The organism is Pseudomonas sp. GZJR-8 (genome assembly GCF_002916705.1).
In the GTDB taxonomy this organism is placed as follows: domain Bacteria; phylum Pseudomonadota; class Gammaproteobacteria; order Pseudomonadales; family Pseudomonadaceae; genus Aquipseudomonas; species Aquipseudomonas synxantha_A.
The window spans coordinates 1-18,466 of the sequence record NZ_JXSI01000022.1 but is presented as its reverse complement, the minus strand read 5'-3'; the positions used below and the strand labels follow the sequence as shown (position 1 = coordinate 18,466).

Sequence of the window (18,466 nt, the reverse complement as noted above, 5' to 3'; positions counted from 1 at the left end):
GCGGTAGCGTTTCGGTTATTGCTCCTGATGACGTGTACAAGGGCGATCAAACCGTCACCACCGCCATCAAAGGCGTGACTGGCGGCGAGCACTTTGAAAATCTGGTTCCAGGTACTACGTCAGTAAACACCACCGTGACGGACACACCGGGTACCGACAACACCACTACCGTGACGCTGACAGCTCCGTCCGAAGCGAACGAAGGTGGTCAAATTACGTACACCGCTACGCTTTCGAATAAAGCGGGCACTGACGTCACCTTGAAGTTGGATAACGGCTCGTCGATCACCATCAAAGCGGGCGACACCGTCGGCACTGTGACTGTGCCTGCGCCTACCGATGACGTGTTCATCGACAAAAGCACGCAGACCGTTCAAATCACCGAGACCACGGGTGGCAACTTCGAGAAGTTGGAAGTCGCAGGCAACGGCGCAACCACCACCATCAACGACACCATCGACAAGGTGGACGTAGTTCTGACCGCCACCACCACCGTCGGTGAAGGCGGCAATATCGTTTACACCGCCAGCCTTGTGGATAAAAACGGTGCGCCGGTGACCAACATCACCAACCCGCTGACCGTAACTTTGGACAATGGCAAGACCATCACCATTGGTGTGAATGAAACCAGCGGCACTGTCTCGGTCTTGGCACCGGATGATGTCTACAAAGGCGACCAGACCGTCACCACCGCTATCAAGGGTGTGACCGGTGGCGAGCACTTTGAAAATCTGGTTCCAGGTACTACGTCAGTAAACACCACCGTTACGGACACTCCGGGTACCGATAACACAACGACTGTCACACTGACTGCGCCAAGTGTCGTTAACGAAGGTGGCCAGATCACCTACACCGCGACCTTGAGCAATAAGGCCGGTACCGACGTCACGCTGAAACTCGACAACGGCTCAAGCATCACTATCAAAGCCGGCGACACCGTCGGCACTGTGACCGTCCCGGCACCGACCGATGACGTGTTTATCGATAAGAGCACGCAGACGGTCAAGATCACCGACGCTTCCGGCGGCAACTTCGAAAAACTGGAAGTTGCAGGCAACGGTGCGACCACCACCATCAACGACACCATCGATAAGGTCGATGTGGTACTGACCGCCACCACCACCGTCGGTGAAGGCGGCAATATCGTCTACACCGCCAGCCTTGTGGATAAAAACGGCGCGCCGGTGACCAACATCACCAACCCGCTGACCGTCACTTTGGACAATGGCGAAACCATCACCATCGGTGTGAATCAGTCGAGCGGTAGCGTTTCGGTTATTGCTCCTGATGACGTGTACAAGGGCGATCAAACCGTCACCACAGCCATCAAAGGCGTGACTGGCGGCGAGCACTTTGAAAATCTGGTGCCGGGTACTACGGCGGTGAACACCACCGTGACGGACACACCGGGTACCGACAACACGACTACTGTCACCCTGACAGCGCCTAGTGCCGTTAACGAAGGTGGCCAAATCACCTATACCGCAACCTTGAGCAACAAGGCCGGTACCGACGTCACGTTGAAACTCGACAACGGCTCGTCGATCACCATCAAAGCGGGCGAAACCGTCGGCACCGTGACTGTGCCTGCTCCTACCGATGACGTGTTCATCGATAAGAGCACCCAGACCGTCAAGATCACCGAGACCACCGGCGGCAACTTCGAAAAACTCGAAGTCGCAGGCAACGGCGCAACCACCACCATCAACGACACCATCGACAAAGTTGATGTGGTCCTGTCCGCCACCACCACCGTCGGTGAAGGCGGCAATATCGTCTACACCGCCAGCCTTGTGGATAAAAACGGCGCGCCGGTGACCAACATCACCAATCCGCTCACCGTTACCCTCGATAACGGCAAGACCATCACCATCGGTGTGAATCAGTCGAGCGGCTCCATCACCACCATCGCGCCTAACGATGTCTACAAAGGCGACCAGACCGTCACAACCGCGATCAAAGGCGTGACCGGCGGCGAGCATTTCGAAAACCTGGTCCCTGGCACTACCGCAGTAAATACCACCGTCACCGACACGCCGGGCACCACCGACCTGACCACCGTCACCCTGACCGCCCCGACGGCTGTCAACGAAGGCGGCCAGATCACTTACACCGCTACCTTGAACAACAAGGCCGGCAGCGACATGGTGGTCCAGCTCGATAACGGTTCGAGCATCACCATCAAGCAAGGCGCGACCGTGGGCACGGTGACCGTCCCTGCGCCGACTGATGATGTGTTCATCGACAAGAGCACCCAGACCGTCAACATCACCGGCACTACCGGCGGCAACTTCGAAGGTGTGAGCATCACGCCGGGCGGCGCCACGACTACCATCAACGACACCATCGACGACGTGACTGTGGTGCTCAAAGCCACTGGTTCTGTCAGCGAAGGCGGGCAGATCGTGTACACCGCGTCCCTGGTCGACAAGAACGGCGTGGCGGTGAACAACGTTGGCTCAGACCTGGTCGTCAAGCTGGATAACGGCTCGACCATTACCATCGGTAATGGCAAGTCCACCAGCTTCACCACCGCCACCGCACCTAACGATGCGTATGTTGGCGCCAATGACGTCACCACCAAAATCACGGGTGTGGTCAGCGGTGGCGACAAGTACGAACACTTGATCGTCGACGGCAGCACCGTGGTCACCAAAGTGACCGATGTGGTCAGCAACACCACCATCAGCATTACCGGCGATGCGTCGGTGACTGAAGGCGGTACGGCGCACTACACGCTGTCCCTGAGCAACCCGCCGCAAACCGACGTGACCGTGACGCTCAAGTACAGCGGCACCGCTACCGACGGTTCAGACTTCAATGGCGTGTACACCGTGAAGATCCCGGCCGGTGCCACCAGCGTACCGTTTGATATCCGCACGCTCGACGACAAGATCACCGAGCCGACGGAAAATATCGTCATCACCATCGACAAGACCACTGGCGGCAACTTCGAAAACCTGGTGGTCGGCAATGGCAGTGTTACCACCAACATCATCGACAATGATGCGCCGCCGGTCATCGACCTGGATGCCAACAACTCCAGCGGCGCCAGCGGTGCGGACTTCAAGACCACCTTCACCGAAGGCGGCACCGGTGTGTCAATTGCTGACACTGACATCAAGATCACCGACCCGGACAGCACCCAACTGACCGGCGCCACCGTGGTATTGACCAACAGCCAGCCAGGCGACTCGCTGAACTTCAGCGGCGTGACAGGCATCAACGTGACCCCGACCACCGACCCTGTGACCGGTAAAATCACCTTGACCCTGACCGGCACGGCGTCGCTGGCCGACTACATGCAGCAGATCAAGAACATCACGTTCACCAACAACAGCCACGACCCAAGCACCACGCCACGCACCATTACCGTGAGCGTGACCGATGGCGGCAACTACTCCAACGTTGCCACCACCACCGTCAACGTGGTGGCGGTCAATGATGCGCCGGTGGCGACTGGCGGTGCCGTAACCGGCACCGAAGACACCGCGCTGGCCCTGACCTGGGCCAACTTCGGCGTGACCGATGTGGACTCGCCGCAAGCCAGCCTGGGGGTGAAAATCACCGAGCTGCCAGTCGCCGGAAAATTGCAGTTCCTGGCAGCGGATGGCAGCACCTGGACCAACGTGGCCAACGGCCAGACCTTCACCAAGGCCCAGATTGACGGTGGCCAGTTGCGCTTTATGCCTAACGCCAACGAATCCGGCGCCGATGGTTACGGCGGCACCGGTGTGGGCAACAAGCAAGCGGACTACGCACAGTTCAAGTTCCAGCCAACCGATGGCAAGGACCTGGGCACCAGCGCCACGGTGAAAGTCGATATCACGCCGGTAGCCGACGCGCCGACCCTGAGCGTGGCAGACAACAACGTTGCCTCCACCGGCCTGGTCAAACAGGGCTGGAACAGCATTGCCGGCCTCGGTAACAACGGCAACGGCGCTGCACCGGACGTGCTGAAAAAAGCCATCGATAACGCGGGCACGCCGAACAACACCTCGGTGGTGACCAACGTCGAATCTGTCGACAACGTCACCGCCGGCTCTGGTTCCAAGATTTCCGGCCTGATCTACATGGAAGCGGGCAAGAGCTACACCTTCAGCGGCATCGCCGATGACAGCGTGGTGGTCAACGTTGGCGGTAAAGACGTGGCCAGCGGCTTGTGGGGCACCAACAGCGGCAAGTTCAGCGGCTCGTTCACGCCAACCACCACCGGTTACTACAGCCTTGAGATCTACCAGGCCAACCAAGCGGGGCCTGGCAGCTTTGACGTTAACGTGTCGATCAACGGCGGGGCGGTGCAGAACCTGAGCACCAGCACCGTGCCGTTGTACACCGGCCTTACCGACCTGACCAACGCCGGCGTCACCGTGTCCGACCTGCATGGCAGCAACGGTGACGGCTACTACGTGGGCTACAAGCTCAACGAAGGCCAGGAAAACGGCACGGTCAAACTGTCCAAAGTCACCACCGCACTGACCGATACCGACGGCTCGGAAACCTTGAGCGTGAAGGTCAGTGGCATTCCGGCAGGTTCGGTACTCACCGACGCGTCGGGCCACACCTTTACCGCAAGTAAGACCGTGGGTGAAGTCAACGTCACCGGCTGGGACCTGAACACGCTGAGCATCAAGCCGCCGACCTACTACAGCGGCCAGTTCAACCTGACGGTCACCTCGACATCCACCGAGAGCATTGGTGGTTCGGCGACTACCACCGCGCAATTGCCAGTCACGGTGCACCCGGCAACCTACAACCCGGTAACCGGCACTTCGGGCAGTGACACCATCAATGGCAGCGATGGCAACGACATCGTCGTGGCCGACGTCGCCGGCCTGAACGTGGTGCAGGGCAAGAACTACAACATCGCGTTCATGATCGATACGTCGGGCAGTATGGGCGCGAGCTCGATAGCAGCGGCGAAAGCCTCGCTGACCACCACGTTCAACTCGCTGAAAAGCAGTATCGGCTCCAGTACCTCTGGCACCGTGAACATCTTCCTGGCGGACTTCAGTGACCAGGTCAATCGCACGGTGACAGTCAACCTGAAAGACCCAGGTGCGTTGGATTCGCTGCAGAAAGTCCTGGATTCCATGGTATCTACCGGCGGGACCAACTACGAAGACGTGTTCAAGGCCGCTTCCAACTTCTTCAAAAGTGCCCAGGCGACTGGCAACACAGACGCAATCAACACAACGTACTTCATCACCGATGGTCAGCCGACGTTTTACCAGGCGGCCGAGCAGACTAACCCGTACTTGTACGGCAACGTCAGGCTCGATGATGTCGTCACCATGAACAACTACACCATAGGTACAGCCACCCGGATCAACATCGATTCGAATAATTACCTTGATATCAACTCTGCCGGCAAGGTAACCCTCTGGTCCTACGGCTGGTCGTACAACAAGGGAGTCATCCACGCCCAAGGGGATGGCACCTATGAAATATCGGTACAAGGCGGCCTCGGGTACGATACCGATTACTACACCACCACCAACTCCAACAGCGCGTTCGCACTGCTCAAAGGCCTGTCCACAGGTGGCGTAGAAGCCATCGGCCTCAACAGCGGGGTCAGCTTGAACCAGCTGGCTCCGTACGACAGCGATGGCAAGCCGCAAGCCAACATTGATCCGAAGGACCTGGCCAATGCGATCCTCGGCCACACCGAGGCGACGTTGCCTGGCGCCGACACCGTCAACGGTGGCGACGGCAACGACATCCTCTTCGGCGACCTGGTGAGCTTCAGCGGGATCAACGGTGAAGGCTACAACGCACTGCAGGCATTTGTGGCGCAGAAGACCGGCGTGACCGTCTCTTCGGTGACCGCCTCTAACGTTCACCAGTACGTTACCGAGCACTACGTGGACTTCGACGTCTCCGGCGCCAAGGACGCCAACGACACGCTGCTGGGCGGCGCTGGCGATGACATCCTGTTCGGCCAGGGCGGCAATGACCTGCTGGACGGCGGCAAAGGCAATGACATCCTGCTGGGCGGCACCGGCAACGACACGCTGATCGGCGGCCAGGGCAACGACATCTTGATTGGTGGTTCAGGTGCCGACACCTTTGTGTGGAAGGCGGGTGACATCGGCAACGATGTGATCAAGGACTTCAAGGCCTCGGAAGGCGACCGCATTGATCTGCGTGATTTGTTGAAAGGTGAGACTGACAGCACCATCGACAACTACCTGAAGATCACCACGGTAGATGGCGTGTCGACCCTGCAAGTCAGCAGCGAAGGCAAGCTCAACGCCGCCGGTGGCCTGGCCAATGCCGATGTGACCATCAAGCTGGAAGGCAATGATTGGTCCCATGTCAGCATCAACTCGCTGATCACTGGCGCCGACCCTACCATCAAGATCGACCATAGCTAAGATGCAATGGATCGGCCGCCTTCCCGGGCGGCCGATTTTTTTTGCCTTATGGGCCGCTGGCCCTGGCGGGCGGTGCGTCGCATACTCACGCCCATACACGCAGCGTTGACCTATGCTGTTGAACGCATGTGGCTCATATTCGAGGGGTTCTTATGTTTTACGTGCAACGTGATGCACTGGGCGCGCTGATTCGCGTAGAGGCGGCCGCCTTTACCGAGTCCACCGAAACCCTGCCGGCCGATCACCATGAGATCCAGGCCTGGTACGCCAACGAAGTGGTGGAAACCAGCCTGGCCCAACTCAAGCAGAGCGACCTGGAGATGATCCGGGTGCTGGATGACTTGATCCAGGTGCTGACCCGCAAAGGCGTCATCAGCGTGACCGACCTGCCGCCGGCAGCCCAGGCCAAGTTGATGGACCGTAACCACGCGCGGGAAGCCTTGGGTGGGTTGAGCCAGTTGATTGATGATGACGAGAAAGGGCTGATCTGAGCCCTGACGCCGAACCTTTATTCAAATGTGGGAGGGGGCAAGCTCCTCCCACATTTGAATGTCCTGATGTCAGTGTGATTTCCAGGGCGCAGGCTCGCCAAACAGCTGGCCCTGCACACCAAAAATCCCCATCTCGCGAATGACCTTCAGCTCGCCCTCGGTCTCCACACGTTCGGCAATCAACGGCAGATCGATGCTGTGGGCTGCGCGCTGGATGGCTTCGATAAACAGACGCTTGTCACTTTCCTGGTCGATGTCGCGAATGTAGCTGCCATCGATCTTCAGGTAGGCCAGGCCCAGGCGTGCCAGGTTGCCGATCATGCTGAACCGCCCACCAAAACGCTGCAGGCTGAGGGAAAAACCCAGCTCGCGCAGGCGGTGGGTCATCTGTTCCAGCACCGGCTGCTCGGGGAGTTGCTCTTCACCAATCTCCAGGGTGAGGCGTGAGCCCAGGTTGCTGTGCTGGCGCAGCAGGTCATAAATCCGATTCAGGGCCTGGGTATCCTGGAACGTTGCGGCCGAGAGGTTCAGCGCCAGGTTATGGTTGTGGCTGGCCATCTGCTTGAGGACTTGTTCCAGCATCAAACGGTCCAGGCGGGCCGACCAGCCGAAGCGCTCGAGCCACGGCAGAAAGCGCCCGGCCGGTATCGTGTGGCCTTCCTCGTCCTGCAGGCGCGACAGTACTTTGTAATGCAAGACCAATTGTGGGTCCTGGCTGGCGACGACCGGCTGGAAGTACAGCTGGAAGCGCTGCTGGGTCAGGGCCCGGTCCAACAACGTGTGCCAGGCATGGTGATCGTCACCGACGCTAGCGGCGGCGCTGCTGTCCAGGCACACCCAACTGGTATCGCCCTGCGCTTCGGCCTGGGCCAGCGCCTGATCGGCGAGGGTCAGCAGTGCTTGGGGCGCATCGCCATGGCTGAACGGTGCCAGGCCGATATAGGCCACCGGCATCACATCGCTGGCGCCGGTCGCCTGCAAGCTGAGCAAGGTGCTCTCCAGGTTCTGCGCCAATTGCAGCGCTTCTTCACGCATCAATCCCGGTGCCAGCACAGCGAACTCGCCGCCGCGGATACGGGTAACGAGGTTATGGGTTTCCGGGTACGGCTCGCACTGACGCAGCAGTTGTTGGCCGACCGCTTGCAGCAATTGGTCGGTGCGCTGGCCGCCCAGGCGTTGGTTGAGGCCGGCAAGGTCCTTGACCCGCAGCAGCAGCAAGTAACCGGAGTTGGTGTCTTCCGGGTTACTGACACGGGCGTTGAGCTGCATTTCGAAATAACGCCGGTTAGCGAGGCCGGTGAGGTTGTCCTGATAGGACTCGGTGCGCAGTTTTTCGCTGCGTTCGGCCTGTTCCTGGAACAACGCCTTGAGCTTTTCCACCATCTGGTTCATGGCTTGCACCACTCGCCGCAGTTCCGGCGTGCGAGGCAGGTCGGGCAGACTGAGGAATTCTCGGCGGGCAATCGCGTGGGACTGTTTGACCATATAGTCCAACGGCTTCAATTGCCGGCGCAGTAGCAGCCCACCGAGCACCACACTGACCGCACCGCACAGCAGCAACCACCCCAGGCTGCCCAAGGCGCTTTGCCAGAGCTTGGCCAGGGCGAACATTGGATGGCTGACCACTTCGACTCGCGCCGCCTGCTCCCAGCCACGGCTAACCAGCGCATCACCACCTGCCGGCTCCAGGCCGATCAACTTTACGAACCAGTTGGGCACGCCGTTGTTATCAGGAATGCCGCTGCGCTCGACGATGGTTTTATCCGTCGCCAAGTCCACCACACGGATGCTGGCGTAGTAGCCGCTGTCGAAGATCGAGCTGACCAGCAGCTCCACCATGGCCGGGTCGTCGATATTGGGAGTCAACGACAGCGCCAATGCCGTCGCGGCATCCTGGGCATGGGAACGCAGCTGGTTGACGTATTGGGTGCGCGAGCTTTCCAGGCTGACCATGAAACTGCCGCTGAAGGCGACCACCAGGAACAGACAGATTGCGATCAATAGTTGTTTGAACAGAGACATCCGATCAGTTACTCCTAGTTGGCAGGCTCGGCTGGGAAGCCTTCCGCACGCATTTTTCTCAACACATCCTGCCAGCGCGACAAGCGTTTGGTATCACCGACTTTCTTGTTGCCCTTGGCGCCGGGCAAGTACAAGCCCTCGGCGTTGAATGAATACACCGGGACCAAATCGGTGCGGCGGGTAGCCGGCAGGATTTCGTCCATCAGGCTGTCGAGCACCAGCGGGATTGCGTCAGGCGTCGAATAATAGGTCAGAACCATGTGCGCGCGATTCTGCCGTAAAGCCTTGACGTAGGTAATGCGTAATTTGTCGCTGGACACACCCAGATGACGCAAACTGAAATACTTTGCGATCGCGTAGTCTTCACAGTCACCGGCCCCCTTCCAAAGGGCCTCGACGGGCGTCTCCCAATAATCGACAGCGTGCCAGAGGTCGATGTCTTCCACGTAGGTCATTTGCTTGTTGAAGAACAAATTCACGACCTTGAGCTGCTCCGGCTCGCTGACCTGTTTTTGGCTCGCCAATAGCCGCTGCCAGGCGTCGATACGCTGCTGCCCTTCGCCGAGCGGCCCGTACACGGCGGTAGCCTTGCGGCTGATCTGAGAGAAATCCCAATCGGCACGCAGCCCGCCAAGCATCAAGCCGGCCAACAGAATTGCTGATAACAGCCAGCAAAGAACTCGATAGGGAATAAAACTTACCGCCAAGGCGCTCTGTCCATGAAAGAGACGGAATTTCGAGGAATGGTGAAGCCTGGCCCTACAAAAAACAATGGCACAGTGCAATCATTCATAGGAGGACCGAGTTTATAACCGCCCCTTGTGGGAGACACAAAGTATGCTGTGTAAGCCCTTACAAACGGAAACTTTGGCTGTTTGACAAGCGCTTGGGCCGTCTTTAGTGTGCATTGGATCCAATTGACCACACTATTATTCAAGAAAGGAGGATAGCGTAACCGTGACGCAGAAGCCGAACTCTTTAAGCAGCATCAAAATAAGCGGGCCTATTCCCGCCCATCTTGCTCGCGCCGTCATTGAAGAAACGTTGCGCAACGCCATCCTCGATGGGCGATTACCCTGTGGCACCGCGATGCGCCAGCAGGAACTGGCGAGTCTGTTCGGCGTCAGCCGTATGCCCGTGCGCGAAGCCTTGCGCCAACTGGAGGCGCAATCCCTGCTGCATGTGGTGACCCACAAGGGGGCCGTGGTGGCGCCGTTGATCGAGGACAATTCGGCTGAGACCTATGCACTGCGCATGTTGCTCGAATCTGAAGCCCTGCGCTTGTCGATCCCGTTGCTCAGTGACGCCGATCTTGCCGAGGCCGAGGCCTGTATCAATGCGCTGGAATGTGAGAAAGACTACAGAGAGATTGGCCGCCTCAATCGCCTGTTTCACATGGTCTTGTACGGCAAGGCACCCAATCAGCGACTGCTCGATCTGGTGGAGCACGGGCTGAATGAAGAGGAACGCTTTCTGCGCTTCAATCTTGAAGCGATGGGATTGGGCGAAACGTCTCAGGAGGATCACCGTGAACTGTTGAGCCTGGTGGCGCAGAAGAAGATCGACGAGAGCATTCTGACGCTGCGTAATCACTTGATGCGGGGTATGGAAGTGATCGCTAACTACCTCAAGGGTCTCGAAAGCGCCGACAAAAAATTCGCGCAATAGGGCCTTCGTTATTCGCTGACCATTACACTATGCGGGGTAACTTTCCATCAGGAAAGTTACCATAATGACAGGCAGTAAAATTTACAAAACTACTAACACCGAAGAACTCTCCCACACTTCAACAACCCGTTACTCCTGCAACAGCTTGCGGACAAAACATCTAATACTTTTATAATCCTCCCCTAACGTTTAATCAGCTTATTATCTTCGCCCGACCAACCGCACCCCTTCATCCGCTGGGCACAACTCTATCAAGGTTGCGCTACCTGCGCGGCCTTGACTAAACGTTACATCTCCAACACAACTAAAAAAATTCCAACACTGCTTTTAGAGCACTCGCAACAACTTATAGGCGTCAACCATGCATCAACATTTTATCGAACAAAGAAAACAAAAACTTTTCGGCCATCCGTTATTTATAGAAATAACCTCACTCGCCAAGTTACGACACTTTATGGAGCACCATGTGTTCGCCGTTTGGGACTTCATGACTCTGACCAAGCGCCTGCAACAAGACCTGACGTGCACTCAGATCCCCTGGCTCCCTCCCGCAGACCCCCACGCTGCCCGCTTGATCAATGAAATTGTGCTGGGCGAGGAATCGGATGAGCATCCAACACGCGGCCATTGCAGTCATTTCGAGCTTTACCTGGACGCCATGACAGAGGTAGGCGCCAACACCGCCGCCATCACACGCCTCATTGATCTGCAGCATCAGGGCGTGGAGGTCAGCGCGGCTTTGCAGATGATCGATGCGCCCCGTAGCGTGGTGTCATTTGTCGACAGCACATTGCAAATCGCGCTCAGTGCGCCCACCCACTGTGTGGCGGCGGCCTTCCTGCATGGACGCGAGAGCGTCATTCCCTCGATGTTTGAAGGCTTGATGCACAGCAACGCGTTCATTGAGCGTGAAACACCTACCTTCTTCCACTACCTCAACCGCCATATCGAAGTGGACAGCCACGACCATGGGCCAGCGGCAGAACAGTTGCTCCAGCGTTTGATCGGCACAGATCCGCTTCGCCAGAAACAAGCCGATAGCACCGCCCTTGGCGCCGTGGAGCGCCGTATTATGTTCTGGGACAGTGTGCTGGCTACGCTGCAAGAGGTTCGCCCATGAACGCCGTCAATTACCAATCCTTTGCCGATGATTGGGAGCGTCGCGCTACCATCCGGACGCGCCCCCGACGCGTACTGGAAAACGACGGCAAACTCATCTTTCCCCTGTGCCGCCAACCGCTGGTACTGAGTGCAACTTTCCTTGAACACTGCCCGCAGTGGCGCGACTTCGTGCTGACGCAAAGCTTCTATAAATTCGTCAATGATGTGGTGATCTTCGAAACCGAAATCGTCGACAAGACCGCTCGCAGCATCGCGAAAAACCGCTTCTCCCTGCCCTTCCCACCCGCTTGCCGCTACGACGCGATGACTGTCGTTGTGGACGAGGATTACCACGCGTTGGTCGCGCTGGATTTTCTTCAGCAAGCCGTGGAAATGACCGGGATCGAACCGCTCAATCTACCTGGGCAAATTGAATTGAGCCGCGCGCTACCGACAGCGCAGGCAAAGGTGCCGGCGCACTTGCACGATGCCGTTGAATTAATCGCCGTGGCTATTGCTGAAAACACCGTTACCCATGATGTGGCAGCTTTCTCAAAAGACGCCAGCGTCAAATCGTCTGTGCGCGGCCTGATGGCCGATCACCTGTTCGATGAGGGCCGTCATGCGCGGTTCTGGGCTCAGTTGGTGCGTATTTACTGGCGGTCGGCAACCCCGCAAGATCGCGACAGCATCGCTCAAGCGCTGCCTGTTTTCCTGGCGCGCTACCTGACCAACGATCTACAACAAGACTTCGACCTGCAACTGATCGAACACCTGGACATCAGTGCCGATACTCGTCTTGCGCTACGTCATGAAATCCATGCGCTGGATTTTCCCATCACCCACCAACATCCACTGGTGGCCAATATCATGGGGTTGCTGCGCCAAAGCGGTGTACTGCAAACGCCCAGCGTCGCCCAGGCACTGAGCGCCTACCTGCCGGTACCAGGGAGGTTGGCATGCGGCGTTTAAAGATCGCGTGGAGTGCCTCCAGCAAAGCCCTGGACGAGCTCAAGAAAGTGCTGGAGCAATACGGGCATATCGCAGGAGCAGGGTCCGTCGACCTGATAATTGAAGATGGGGGGCAGCCACTGCCGCCATTGCCAACCGACGTGCCATGGATAAGCCTGCGCGTGGGTATCGGCCCGTTATCCGAGCACGGGCTGCCCTCGCTGCAGTTGCGCTGCTATGACCGCGAGCGCCGCCTGTTGGCTGTGCAGGGCGTCGCCGAGGAACCCAGCGGCAACGGCCAGCGATTACACCAGCAGGCAACGAACGCATTGGTGGAGTGGGCAGCTTGGTTGGTCTGTGGTTTTTCAAGGGATCCAGGTTATTTCTCTATAGCCGCTACCGCTAACGACTGGCCCGAACAGGGCCTGCAAGGGCTGGAAGCAGTGGCATTCATGCATCGGTTCAACCGCACGACAGACCCGGCTTTACTGCGGGCAGCCAAGGTGCCCATGATTGAAGCGCTGCAGGCCAGTCTTGAGACCTTCGCGAATCGAACAGCGTTGAATATCGCGGGGGACATGCTGACTTATCAGCAACTTCATCACCATGCCATAGCGATCCAGCAACGCCTGCTTCCTTTGCTCGAAGGCGTGCAGGCACCACCGGTGATCGGTGTGTGCCTGGAAAAATCCACCGAGCTGTATGCAAGTATTCTTGCGGTATTGGGTTGCGGCTGTGTGTATTTGCCGTTGGCTCCGGATCATCCGGTGCAACGTCAGCAGAGCATGTTGGAAAGCCTCCAGGCCTGTGTGCTGCTGGATAACGGTCAGCATCCTTTGCGAGATGGCTTCGCGTCCCTTGATGTCAGCCAAATCGCTGTGCACGACGTCGACGCGACACAACCGCTGATGCACCATCACCGCCTTGCCGACGAGCCTTGCATGGCCTTGTTCACGTCGGGGACCACCGGCCAGCCCAAGTGTGTACTCCTGAGCCACTACAATCTGGCGCATTTCAGCGCGTGGCTCACAACCTGTGTGAGGTTGGATCAACACAGTCGCGTCCTGCAGTTTTCGCCACTGGGCTTCGACTCGTCATTGATCGATATTTTCCCGGCCTTGATCGCCGGCGCTGAATTGATTGTCCCCAGCGCAGATCAACGTCACGACCCTCACCAACTGGTAGAGCTGATTCGCCAGCAACGCGTCAGTCATGGATTTCTGCCACCGGCGCTGCTCAGCATTCTGCCGCTGGATAAGCCACTGGGCCTTACTCACTTGCTTACCGGCGGCGATTTCTGCGAGCCCTATGTGATCGAACAACTGGCGGGGCAATGTCAGTTGCATAACTTTTATGGGCCCACCGAGACCACGGTGTTGGCAACACACCGGGTATTCCAACAAGGTGATAGCCATCGCAATATCGGCTACCCCATCGCCAACAGTCAGGTGTTAATCCTCGATGAAAACCTGCAACCGGTGGATGAACAGGTCACGGGCGATTTGTACATTGCCGGTCCAGGCGTCAGCCTCGGCTATTGGAATGCACCGCCGCAACCCGACAGTCCATTCGTTGCGCTGAGGCTGCCGAATGGACAGGTTCTCAAGGCTTACCGCAGCGGCGATTTGGCGAAATGGACGCAAGATGGCATCGAGCTCGGCGGGCGTCGGGATGATCAAGTCAAGATCCGTGGCTTTAGAGTCGAGCCTCAGGAGATTGAGCAATGCCTGCGCAACAGTCGATTGTTTCGCCAAGTGGCAGTGGTGATCGATCCGACGCACAGAGTCATAGCTTTTGCCGCCCAGCCCGAACCCGGCGCTACGCTGCAGAGCCTGAAGGAACATGCCCGGCAGTGGTTGCCTGTACATATGCAGCCGGTCGCCTGGAGCGAGTTGGCCTGTCTGCCCGGTACGAGTAACGGCAAGGTCGATCGGAAGGCATTATTGGCCCTGCCAATATCCACGCTCGCCGGGGCGACTTGCAGCCCTGTACAAACACCTCTGCAGGCACAGTTGGTGGACTTATGGGCAGAGTTGTTGGCCTTATCCGCAGGCGAACTTTCGATCGATGACAGTTTCTTCAACCTCGGCGGCCACTCCATCCTGTTGTCGAGCCTATTGTTGCGCCTGCGTGAGCAGTTTGGCCGTAGCTTCTGCCTGAGCCCCTTTTTCGAGACACCGACCATCCGCACGTTGGCCGCACTGATGGACGGCGGGGCGCTGCCTGACACCCCTACCCACCGGATGGAAAAAGATGCAGCAAGAATGCTGGGGATCGAGGTGCTGCCTGATACCCACATGGGTGACCCACGCAAAGCGATCGTCACCGGGGCGAACAGTTTTGTCGGGGTACATATCGTCCAAGCGCTACTGGCCGGCGGGGCGCTGGAAGTAGCATGTCTGGTGCGGGAACTGCCCGGGCATTCAGCGGCGGGGCGATTCACCCAGGCACTGCGGGAATACCGCCTGGAACATTTGGACCTGAGCCGAGTGCGGGTGTATGCCGCTGACATGCGCGAACCCCGCCTGGGCTTGGCCGGCAATGTGTATGACTATCTTGCCCGTCATTATGGTGTGCTGGTGCATAACGCCGCACAGGTCAATCATGTACTGGACTATGCGTCACTCGCCAGGGACAACGTCGAGCCGGTGTTTGAGTGCCTGCGCCTCTGCGAAACCCACTGTAAGAAGGTACTTAATTTCATCTCGACGCTGTCGGCCTGCAGCAGCGTGGACGCCGATGGGCACGTCCTTGAATCGCCCGCCGGGCGCGCGCAGCCACTGTATGTGAAAAATGGCTACAACCTCTCGAAATGGGTAGCTGAGCGATTGTTGGGAAGGGCCGTCGAACAAGGGGCCTGGGTCAATATTCATCGGCCGGGAAATATTAGTTTCAACAGCCAGAACGGCGTCTGCCAACCGCAGAAGAACCGCCTGATGCTGATGCTCAAGGGGTCTATGCAATTGGGGCTGGTCCCCCGGTTGGAGGTGAACTTCGATCTGATGCCGGTGGATTTCCTGGCCGGCTTCATAGCCTTCCACAGCGCCCAATTTGCCTTTGGGCGAAACGTATTCAACCTGCACAACCCACAGCCCTTGAGCTGGGATAAGTACCTCGACGCATTCAGCCAGGTCGGGCACGCCTTCGACCGGGTAAGCGTTGAAGACTGGCAGCAGGCGCTGCGAACGGTTGGCCGTGATAACGCGTTGTTCGGTGTGCTGGGTTTCTACCTGGACGAACTGGACGAAGACATCGGCGATACGTCGATGATCCGTTACGACAATGCCCGATGGGGTCTGGAAAGAATGGGTATGGACTATCCGTCAAAGAGCCCGGCGCTGTTACGCAAAGGCTGTGATTACCTCAGGGCCATCAGCTTCCTCTGAACAGCTTCAGAAATTGCCGACGACATTACTGCACCAATCAGCATTCGGAGCGAGAGGCCTCGCTCCGATGCAAACAGGATCAGATCTTGAAGCTATCAACCAATTGCTTCAATCGACTGGCCTGCTGGGACAGTGCATCGCAGTCTTTGAGCGTCTCGTTGAGGTTAGCCACACCCTGCTGGTTCAACAGGTTGATCTGGTTGATGTCGACGTTGAGGGTTTCAACGACAGCGGTCTGCTCTTCGGTGGCAGCTGCAACCGACTGGTTCATTCCATCAATCTCAACGATACGCTGCGTCACGCTGATCAGGCGCTCACCCGCCTGGTTGGCCACTTCAACGCTTTCTTCGCTGGAAGTCTGGCTGGCATTCATGGTGGTCACTGCTTCACGCGAGCCCACCTGCAACGAAGTGATCATCTTGTGGATCTCCTCTGCCGACTCTTGGGTACGGTGTGCCAGGTTGCGCACTTCATCTGCCACTACGGCGAACCCACGCCCGGCTTCGCCAGCACGGGCGGCTTCAATTGCCGCATTGAGGGCGAGCAAGTTGGTCTGCTGGGAAATGCCTTTGATCACATCCAGAATATGCCCGATGTTGTCGGTACTGGCGTTAAGGGTTTCGATCTGAGTGCAGGACAGACTGATCTTCTGCGACAGCTCCGACATCGCCAGGATGGTTTGCTCAACCACTTTGCGGCCATCGTCAGCCTGTTCGCTGGCACCGCTGGCGTGCTGCGAAGCATCTGCTGCATTGCGGGCGATTTCCTGGGTGGCAGCGCCCAGTTCGTTGATGGCCGCAGCTACGCTGTTGGTACGCGCACTCTGTTCGTCGGAACCGATGATCGAAGCATTGGACGATGCCATTACGCGCTGGGACAAATCATGCACCTGACGCGTTGCCGAAGACACCTCGGAAATCGAGGCGTGGATGCGTTCGACGAATTGATTGAATGCACTGCCGACTTCGCCGAATTCGTCTTTGCTGGTCACTGCGAGTCGTCGAGTCAAATCGCCTTCGCCTTGGGCGATGTCCTGCATGGCGACGCCCATGGTGGTCAGCGGACGCAGCAACACCTGAATCAACAGGCTCAAGAGCACGGCAATGGCCACAACGGCGATCAACATTGCAATCAAAGCCGAGGTACGGAACTTGCCCAGCGGGGCGTAGGCTTTTTCTTTATCAATGGATAGACCGATGTACCAGTCGGCGCCGGGCAAACCGCTGATAGGCGTGAACGAAAGAATACGATCCTGGCCATTGAGAACAACGTCCTGGTTAAGCTTCTCGATACGTACGTTGGTGCCAGGGTAGATGTCCTTGAGATTTTTCATCACCTGGTCCTGGTCAGGACTCACGATGACCTGACCATCACCACTGACCAGAAACGCATGGCCAATGCCGCCGAAGTCAACCGAGTTGATGATCTTCACCAGAGTTTGCAGGCTAAGGTCACCCCCAACAACACCCAACAGTTCGCCGTTCTTTTTCACCGGCATGGCAATTGTCACGATCTGACCGCCTACAGCCGCCATATAAGGCGGGGTAAGCATTGTTTTGTCCGCTACCACCGCCTGCTTGTACCAAGGGCGCTGACGAGGGTCATAGTCCTCAGGCATCTTCGCGTCAGGGCGTTGTGTGAATACCCCATTGGTTTGGCCCACGTAGGTGAACTGGAAGTTGGAGGTAAACGCTGGCTGATCCACCAACCCAGGAAGATCGACGGCACTGCCTTGATGGGCAACGTTCTGCGCCAAGTTCTCGAGGACCAGGATGCGACCACTGAGCCAGTTCTGCACACTGCTGGCGGTAAGCTCGCCGGATTGCTGGATAGACGAGGCCAGGTTTTGCCTGATCGTGCTGCGTTGCAGGTAGTCGTTGTAGAGGGTGAATAACGCGAAGGCTAAAACCACGACGCCTGACGCGGCCAACAGAATTTTATGACTGAACTTGAGATTCATTTCATCGACTTCTTTTTGCCAAAGGGGGGTGAGCGTGCCGAGTGGAACATTCCATGTAACGGGATAGGCGGACTCTGCGGTCGCTCTATTTCGGTGCACGCATGGCTCGTCAGGCTTTCGGCCAAACATCGGCAAAGCTTAGAAATTTGTGTGAAGCATCTTCTTTTTGCGTAGGAAACCGACAGGCGGTAGGTGAAGGCGGGAGGGTGTGACATAGAGCCTTAAACGACAAAACCCCTGTCTGCGTTAGCAGACAGGGGTTTCGGAATTCAATCTTGACGATGACCTACTCTCACATGGGGAAACCCCACACTACCATCGGCGATGCATCGTTTCACTGCTGAGTTCGGGATGGGATCAGGTGGTTCCAATGCTCTATGGTCGTCAAGAAATTCTGTGTACCAGACCGTTGCGTTGGCAACGTGCCGGTGAAATTCATGAGCTTCTACATAAACAAAACCCCTGTTTGCGTTAGCAAACAGGGGTTCTGGAATTTAATCTTGACGATGA

Annotated in this window: 9 protein-coding genes and 1 rRNA gene; 6 read left to right on the top strand and 4 right to left on the bottom strand. The window is 57.6% G+C overall.

Translation table 11 applies throughout. The annotated features are described in order from the left end of the window. A partial coding sequence (locus TK42_RS26620; RefSeq protein ID WP_256584808.1) for an immunoglobulin-like domain-containing protein occupies positions 1-6,377 on the top strand: 6,377 nt, incomplete at its 5' end. A 152-nt stretch (positions 6,378-6,529) separates the two neighbouring features. Next, positions 6,530-6,868, top strand: coding sequence for a hypothetical protein (locus tag TK42_RS26615; RefSeq protein WP_005783528.1), 339 nt, complete (start codon positions 6,530-6,532; stop codon positions 6,866-6,868). A gap of 69 nt (positions 6,869-6,937) precedes the next feature. On the opposite strand, the gene lapD is transcribed toward TK42_RS26615, so the two are convergent. Continuing rightward, the gene (lapD, locus tag TK42_RS26610) at positions 6,938-8,890 is read right to left on the bottom strand and encodes a cyclic di-GMP receptor LapD (protein ID WP_032878521.1); all 1,953 of its coding nucleotides are present in this window, start codon (positions 8,888-8,890) and stop codon (positions 6,938-6,940) included. Between the two features lie 14 nt (positions 8,891-8,904). Then, positions 8,905-9,528, bottom strand: a complete 624-nt coding sequence (lapG, locus tag TK42_RS26605) for a cysteine protease LapG (RefSeq protein WP_371920302.1) — start codon at positions 9,526-9,528, stop codon at positions 8,905-8,907. 319 nt (positions 9,529-9,847) lie between these two features. Between lapG and TK42_RS26600 the strand changes: the two genes are divergently transcribed. The 4 genes from TK42_RS26600 to TK42_RS26585 all read left to right on the top strand — a co-directional run bounded on the left by TK42_RS26600 (position 9,848) and on the right by TK42_RS26585 (position 15,996). After that, positions 9,848-10,558 carry a GntR family transcriptional regulator gene (locus tag TK42_RS26600; RefSeq protein WP_103735512.1) on the top strand — a complete coding sequence of 237 codons (711 nt, stop codon included), beginning with the start codon at positions 9,848-9,850 and terminating at the stop codon, positions 10,556-10,558. Positions 10,559-10,919: 361 nt separating this feature from the next. Further along, a complete protein-coding gene (locus TK42_RS26595; RefSeq protein ID WP_078819961.1) occupies positions 10,920-11,678 on the top strand; it encodes a DUF3050 domain-containing protein in 759 nt (252 codons plus the stop codon). After that, a complete protein-coding gene (locus TK42_RS26590; protein WP_103735511.1) occupies positions 11,675-12,631 on the top strand; it encodes a diiron oxygenase in 957 nt (318 codons plus the stop codon). The genes TK42_RS26595 and TK42_RS26590 overlap by 4 nt, the downstream gene beginning before the upstream one ends. Then, positions 12,619-15,996 (top strand): amino acid adenylation domain-containing protein, encoded by a 3,378-nt coding sequence (locus TK42_RS26585; RefSeq protein WP_103735510.1) that lies wholly within the window; start codon positions 12,619-12,621, stop codon positions 15,994-15,996. Before TK42_RS26590 ends, TK42_RS26585 begins: the two co-directional genes overlap by 13 nt. Before the next feature lie 79 nt (positions 15,997-16,075). Here TK42_RS26585 and TK42_RS26580 read toward each other — a convergent pair whose 3' ends face one another. Then, positions 16,076-17,956, bottom strand: coding sequence for a methyl-accepting chemotaxis protein (locus TK42_RS26580; protein ID WP_078819959.1), 1,881 nt, complete (start codon positions 17,954-17,956; stop codon positions 16,076-16,078). A 273-nt stretch (positions 17,957-18,229) separates the two neighbouring features. After that, positions 18,230-18,345: ribosomal RNA gene (gene rrf / locus TK42_RS26575) — 5S ribosomal RNA — on the bottom strand. Positions 18,346-18,466: the final 121 nt, after the last annotated feature.